The organism is Kangiella sp., from assembly GCF_014762745.1.
Lineage (GTDB): Bacteria > Pseudomonadota > Gammaproteobacteria > Enterobacterales > Kangiellaceae > Kangiella.
On the sequence record NZ_JABURJ010000061.1, the window covers coordinates 1 to 6,715 of the forward strand.

The window sequence follows — 6,715 nt, forward strand, 5'->3', positions numbered from 1 at the left end:
TATCCATAACCGGCCTTTTTCAACTTCTTTTCTCTCCACACTGTTGCGCTTTAATTACACCATCGAAAGACAAAACTTAAACGAATTTTAATTTGATGGAGAAGCAAGATGAAAACTATTTCCCTAAAGCGTATTTTGGTCGCAACACTTATTGTTTCTGTTTTTTCTGCAGCTGCTGCGGTGGAAGCTGGCGAAATAGAACAGGCACCAGCCGGTGTTGTTAATTACACCATGAATGATGAGTCTTTTTACCTGGTGGCAGACTCTTCTGAACAGCAGGTTACTACTGACGGCGATCTGACGCAGATTACGCTTACTGAAACATTCAGCAATCCTACTGAGCAGATGATCATCGCTGAATACCAGCCGGCGTTACCAAACCCTGCCGCTTTGGTGAATTACGAGGTTTCGGTTGATTCTGACCTGGGTTGTGAACCAGCAACTGCCGATAATCTGGTAATTATTCCTGGTCAATCAGTAACTGTTACCGTGACCTATAACCTGGTAGAAACTCAACTGGTCAGTTTCCACAGTACACTGCCAACGCTATATGCCGAAGAAGTTACTGCACCTCAGGTAGCCGCGACTCATTAATCGAAAACTTTAATAGTCATAAGCCTAACCCCCAACCACAAAAGGACAAGAACATGGGCCTGGAAGCCCTCCCCACAGCTAGAAACGACTCCTACTCTCTCCTCCGAAGCTGTGCTTAGCGCCGAAAGGCGCTTTTTTTATTCTCTATAAAACAAATAAAACTAATGCATATTTGGGAATGTTAGTCGATTGTATCGCATGTTAAACCTACCTATCGTCACATCAAGTATCAACAACTCATCACAAGAATACATAAGTCTACATTGTACGTCAGTTTTGCAATTGTTACGTAATTAGGCGCTTGCTAGCTTATCGTTCGCTGCTGAAAAATATTCACACACTAAGGGGAATACCAAATCTTATTACAACAAAGATTAACAGCGGCATTCATAATTTTTTCTTATTTCATATAGTTATATTGAAGGAGATTCAATGAATACAATTCACAAGTTTACGCTCAGTGCTTTGTCACTTTGCGTACTGGTTTCTGTTGGCCAGGCCGCTGAAAGACAATCACTACGCGACAACTCTGGCATCCAGAATGCTATCGCCCAACAGAAAAGCATTCCAGCCAGTTTAGCGGCCAATGCCTCACAGCTGGTGGGCCTTTCTGCTCAGGAAAGTCTCAAGCCTCGTAAGATTTATCAGAACAGCAATGGCACGATTACCACTCGTTATCAGCAATACTTTAAGGGTATTCCTGTGATTGGTGACGATATCATTATTACCAGTAACGCAGGTGGCGTTTCCAGCTTTGCTCATGGTGCCGTGTTACAGGGTATTGGGCTGGACATTAACGACGTTACTCCTAAGGTTTCGGGCAAGCGCGCCCTGTCCATTGCTAAAGGACATCAACAGATGTCATTAGCAAGCAACCAGTCTCCAGTGTATGAAAACGAGTCGTCTGAACTGGCTATCTGGCAGGATCCTGACGGCATCGCCCGCCTGGTTTACTCGGTAACCTTTGTCTCACACGCTGACAAGCCTTCACGTCCACAAATGTTTATCGACGCCAAGACCGGCCAAGTCATCCACTCTTACGACAATTTACAGACAGCCAATGGTACCGGCCCTGGCGGTAACCAGAAAACAGGCCGCTACGATTACGGCGTTGATTTTGGTTATCTGGATGTGGCTCAGTCAGGCAGTACCTGTAGCATGACCAGCAGCAATGTTGACACCATTAACATGAACAACTCTACCTATGGTGGCAGCATCCACAGCTTTACCTGTCCCGAAAATACCGTTAAGCAAATTAATGGCGCTTACTCGCCGCTCAACGATGGCCATTACTTCGGTAATGTTGTTTTTAATATGTTCAACGACTGGTTTAACGCAGCTCCATTGACGCAAAAACTTAGAGTCCGCGTTCACTATGGCAACAACTACGAGAATGCCTTCTGGGATGGTCAGCAAATGACCTTCGGTGATGGCGCTTCAACCTTCTACCCTTTGGTCTCACTCGACGTCATGGCGCACGAAGTCAGTCACGGTTTCACACAACAAAATTCCAATCTGGTCTACAGCGGTAAATCCGGTGGTCTTAACGAGTCCTACTCAGATATGTCTGGTGAAGCAGCTGAGTTCTATATGAATGGCTCTAATGACTTTTTAGTCGGTGAACAGATTTTCAAAGGCAATGGCGCACTTCGCTACATGAATAATCCACCGCAAGATAACCGTTCGATTGATCATCAATCAGACTTTACTTCAGGCATGGACGTTCACCATAGCTCAGGCGTTTACAACAAAGCCTTCTACTTACTGGCCACTACGGCTGGCTGGGACACCAGGAAAGCTTTCGAAGTATACACTCAGGCAAACCGTAACTACTGGACTTCAAACACTAACTGGGATGATGCCGGTGACGGTGTTTTAGACTCAGCCTGTGATCTGGGTTATGACGTCAATGATGTTCAGGCGACTCTACAGGCAGTGGGCGTGAACAGTAATGTCAGCCCAGGGCGTGACTGTGGTCAAGATCCAACCGATCCACCTCCAGGTGATAATGTACTAGAGAATGGCGTTCCTGAAACAGGTCTTTCAGCTTCTACTGGCAACGACATTGTTTACACCATGGACGTTCCTGCTGACGCAACTGACATTAGTTTCTCGATCAGTGGTGGCTCAGGTGATGCCGATCTTTATGTGAAAAAAGGCAGCGTGCCAACTGACTCAAGCTATGACTGTCGTCCATACCGTAACGGTAACAGCGAAACCTGTTCCGGCAGCGGTGGTGGTAAATACTATGTGCGCGTTAAAGCTTACTCAGGTTTCTCTGACGTCACATTAGTGGGTAGCTATCAAAGTGGTGGTGATACTGGCCCTCAACCAATTGATCGTACTATCAGCAATATTTCTGTAGCGCAAAACAGCTGGGCGAACTATACCCAGGAACTAGGCGAAGGTTACACGACTCTTACTGTAACTATCACTGGCGGTTCAGGTGATGCCGACTTGTATGTTCGTCGTGGTTCAGCACCGACAACCTCAAGCTATGACTGTCGTCCTTACAAATGGGGCAACGAAGAAGTCTGTACCTTCAATGCGCCTCAATCCGGTACATGGCATATCGGCATTCGTGGTTACAACGCATCATCGGGTATTACGCTTAATATCTCTGCTGATCCTCAGTAATCACTTTTCACACTAACCTGAGGGGCATGCCGCCCCTCTTTATTTTCTTTTTTAAGACCTTGTTACTACCAATCAATCCATAATTGAGTAGCATATTGCTTAAACAGGATTTTGGATTCTCGAGCAATATGTTCACTGCTTTTGCTTTTTGTGCCGGCCTTCTGATACTCGCTACTTTGTTGCCGCTATCGCGCAACAGTAAGTGGTGGATTCGAGGTCTTGATTTTCCTCGCCTACAGCTTGCGATAGGCAGTGGCTTTCTTGTGACCCTTGAGCTATCCCTGCTGGAACTAACACAACCTGCCAGCTGGTGGCTAATCATTCCGACCATTCTCTGTTTCGCTTACCAGGCCTGGTGGATATTACCCTATACTAAACTTGTCGCACCGGAAGTTGAGCCCGCAGAAGATGAGCTATTAGAAGATAAGACCTCAACCTGTATCAGCATTATCACTGCGAACGTACTGATGACCAATCGCAATGCACGCAAACTGCTTGAGCTGGTCCGCCAATATCAGCCGGACATACTGGTCACACTGGAATCCAATGACTGGTGGCAATCACACCTTGATCAGCTTTCCGGACAGTATCCGCATGCGGTCAAATGTCCGCTGGATAACCTGTACGGCATGCATCTTTATTCCAGACGTGAGTTAATCAATACCGAAATTCAGTACCTGGTCGAAAAAGATGTGCCTTCAATCCATGCCTGCGTTAAGCTTGCTCAGCAACAAATTCGCCTGCATTGCCTTCACCCGGCTCCGCCCAGCCCCACCGAGAATGAAGTATCTTCCGAACGGGATGCCGAGCTGGTTATGGTTGCCAAAAATATTGAAAAAACGAAAGACTCTAGCACCCCAATAATTGTTACCGGTGATATGAATGATGTCGCCTGGTCGCGCACCACCCGCCTGTTCCGCAAAATCAGCGGTTTGCTCGATCCGCGCATCGGCCGCGGTATGTTCAATACCTTCCATGCTGATTACTGGTTTATGCGCTGGCCACTCGACCATCTATTCCATAGCGAGCATTTCACCTTACGCACCATGCAACGACTGCCCGGCTTCGGCTCGGATCATTTTGCTCTCTATACAGAGTTAGCATTAGTGCCACACAAAGCAGAAACTCAGTCAGGCATCGACAAAGAGGCTGGTGATGAAGAAATGGCGCAAGAAATTTTACAAGGCCAGCAGGTGTCGAGCGACAATGTTGTTAACCCCACCAGAAGTTAATTCACTTTTTGTTTAAATAAGCGCAAAAATAACACGCATAAAAAAGGGAGCCGAGGCTCCCTTTTTCAGATCAGTTAAACTGATTTCTCACAAAAATTACTCAGCGTTAGCTGGAGCTTCTTCCTGTGCAGGCGGGTCAATCATCGCTTTCATACTTAAACGAATACGGTTTTGACGATCCACTTCCAGTACTTTAACTTTTACGATGTCGCCTTCTTTCAAGTAGTCGGTTACTTTATTCACGCGCTCATGAGCGATTTGTGAAATATGAACCAGGCCATCGCGTCCAGGAGTGATTTCAACGAAAGCACCGAAGTCCGCCAGACGAACAACTTTACCTTCAAACTCCATACCCGCTTCAATTGGCATAGTCATCAACTTGATACGACGTACTGCTTCAGCAGCACCTTCGGCATCAGATGAAGCAACTTTTACCGTACCATCATCTTCGATTTCGATAGTAGCGCCAGTTTCTTCAGTTAGAGCACGGATGGTTGAACCACCTTTACCAATCACTTCTGAAATCTTGTCTACTGGAATCTTGATGGCAGTAATACGTGGCGCATACTGAGAAATATCATCACGCGGCTTGTCGATTGCCTGATTCATCACACTCAGAATATGTAAGCGGCCGCCTTTTGCCTGATGCAGGGCTTGCTCCATAATTTCCTGAGTAATGCCTTCAATTTTAATGTCCATTTGCAGAGCAGTGATACCGTCTTGCGTACCAGCCACTTTAAAGTCCATATCGCCCAAGTGATCTTCATCACCCAGGATGTCTGAAAGTACAACAAACTTATCCGCTTCTTTAACCAGACCCATCGCAATACCGGCAACTGGCGCTTTCATCGGTACACCAGCATCCATCAATGCCAATGACGTACCACAAACAGAAGCCATTGAGCTTGAGCCGTTTGATTCAGTGATTTCTGAAACCACACGGATGGTATATGGGAATTCACCAATACCTGGAACCATAGCTGCAACACCGCGTTTCGCTAAACGGCCGTGACCGATTTCGCGACGCTTTGGTGAACCCATGAAACCAGTCTCACCCACACAGTATGGAGGGAAGTTGTAATGCAACATGAAATGATCTTTCGACTCACCCATGATGCTGTCTTTAATCTGCGCATCACGCTCAGTACCCAGGGTTGCGAAAACCATGGCCTGAGTTTCGCCACGGGTAAAGATTGCTGAACCGTGGGTACGTGGGAAAACGCCAGTGCGGATATCCAAGGCACGAACCATGTCTGGGTCACGGCCATCGATACGAGGCTTGCCAGAAATAATACGCGTACGAACTACTTCTTTTTCAATCGCATGGAAGACGTCTTTAACTTCATCAGCAGATGGCTGACCTTCTTCATCGCCAGCTAAAGCTTCTACTGCTGCTTCGGTTAATTCACCAATTTTGGCATAACGCTCAGCTTTATCAGCGATTTGGTAAGCTTCTTCAATCGCTGCGAAAGAGTGATTTTTCACTGCATCATGAAGCGATACGTTTTTCTCAGGAGCTGTCCATTCCCACTTAGGTTTAGCAGCTTCAGCAGCAAATTCTTTAATCGCTTTAATGGCAACTTGTGATTCCTGGTGACCGTACATTACAGCACCAAGCATGACACTCTCTGGTAACTCATCAGCTTCTGATTCCACCATCAAAACAGCGCTTTCAGTACCAGCAACCATCAAATCCAATTTTGAGTTTTTAAGTTGCGTTACTGATGGATTTAGAACGTATTCACCATCAATATAACCAACCTGCGCGGCACCAACAGGACCGTTAAACGGTATGCCTGAAATTTCTAGTGCGGCAGAAGCACCCAGCATGGCAACCACTTCAGTTGGTACATCCTGGTTGATTGAAACAATTGTGATAACGATTTGAACTTCGTTAACAAACCCTTCCGGGAATAAAGGACGCAAAGGACGGTCAATAAGACGTGCGATTAGAGTCTCTTCGTCTGAAGGACGCGCTTCACGCTTTAAGAAACCGCCTGGGATTTTACCCGCCGCATACGTTTTTTCTGTGTAGTTAACTGTTAACGGGAAAAAATCCTGGCCTTCTTTAGCCTCTTTTTTACCAGTTACCGCAACAAACGCAGTAGTACCTTCGCAGTCAATAATTACCGCTCCAGTTGCCTGACGAGCCACACGACCCGTTTCCATCGTGACCGTACGGCCACCGTATTCAAATGATTTTTTTGTATATTCCACAGTATTTTCCTATTTAAGTTTCAACACTTTCAGAA

Annotated in this window: 4 protein-coding genes; 3 read left to right on the plus strand and 1 reads right to left on the minus strand. The window is 46.2% G+C overall.

All coding sequences use genetic code 11. The features are described from left to right. Positions 1-108: 108 nt before the first annotated feature. The 3 genes from HUJ19_RS04630 (at position 109) to HUJ19_RS04640 (ending at position 4,463) form a co-directional block, all read left to right on the plus strand. Positions 109-594, plus strand: a complete 486-nt coding sequence (locus HUJ19_RS04630) for a hypothetical protein (protein WP_290622533.1) — start codon at positions 109-111, stop codon at positions 592-594. Between the two features lie 432 nt (positions 595-1,026). Then, positions 1,027-3,231, plus strand: a complete 2,205-nt coding sequence (locus HUJ19_RS04635; RefSeq protein ID WP_290622534.1) for a M4 family metallopeptidase — start codon at positions 1,027-1,029, stop codon at positions 3,229-3,231. A gap of 83 nt (positions 3,232-3,314) precedes the next feature. Next, positions 3,315-4,463 carry an endonuclease/exonuclease/phosphatase family protein gene (locus HUJ19_RS04640; RefSeq protein ID WP_290622535.1) on the plus strand — a complete coding sequence of 383 codons (1,149 nt, stop codon included), beginning with the start codon at positions 3,315-3,317 and terminating at the stop codon, positions 4,461-4,463. Between the two features lie 96 nt (positions 4,464-4,559). Here HUJ19_RS04640 and pnp read toward each other — a convergent pair whose 3' ends face one another. Further along, positions 4,560-6,680 carry a polyribonucleotide nucleotidyltransferase gene (gene pnp / locus HUJ19_RS04645; RefSeq protein WP_290622536.1) on the minus strand — a complete coding sequence of 707 codons (2,121 nt, stop codon included), beginning with the start codon at positions 6,678-6,680 and terminating at the stop codon, positions 4,560-4,562. Between the last annotated feature and the right edge of the window lie 35 nt (positions 6,681-6,715).